Origin of the sequence: Marinobacter sp. UBA2498, from assembly GCF_002341575.1 — a bacterium.
Taxonomy (GTDB): Bacteria; Pseudomonadota; Gammaproteobacteria; order Pseudomonadales; family Oleiphilaceae; genus Marinobacter; species Marinobacter manganoxydans.
Map to the genome: position 1 here is coordinate 12,669 of NZ_DDOI01000016.1, position 334 is coordinate 13,002.

The 334-nt window shown below is 61.1% G+C and carries 1 pseudogene; it reads right to left on the reverse strand.

Features of this window, described 5'->3' with window-relative positions:
* Positions 1-334 (reverse strand): annotated as a pseudogene (locus tag B2W52_RS01745) (glycoside hydrolase); the annotation flags it as partial.

Consider the following 334-nt stretch of genomic DNA (forward strand, 5'->3'; position numbering starts at 1 on the left):
CCGGCATCGGGCAAATCCGGGTTGTCCTGCCGGGCCAGATTGAGGCTGTTGTGCACCACAGAATCTCCGCTGGCAGTCCATCGAAATTGATGTTGATCCAGCAGGCCCAGTGTGGCCTGGCTAAGGCCACCCTCGGAAGCCCAGCAGCCGGAGGGATCAACACCGAAGAAGCGCTGAAAAACGGTCCTAGCCTGTTGGAGCTGCCATGCGGCGCGCGCTTCACCCTCCGGGTAATGGCTGTGTGCTGGCAAAGCAATATCCGGCATGGCCTCGCGGGCAGCACCCAGGTCGATCAACAGAGGGAGCATGGCATGGGTATAGGGGCTGACAGACA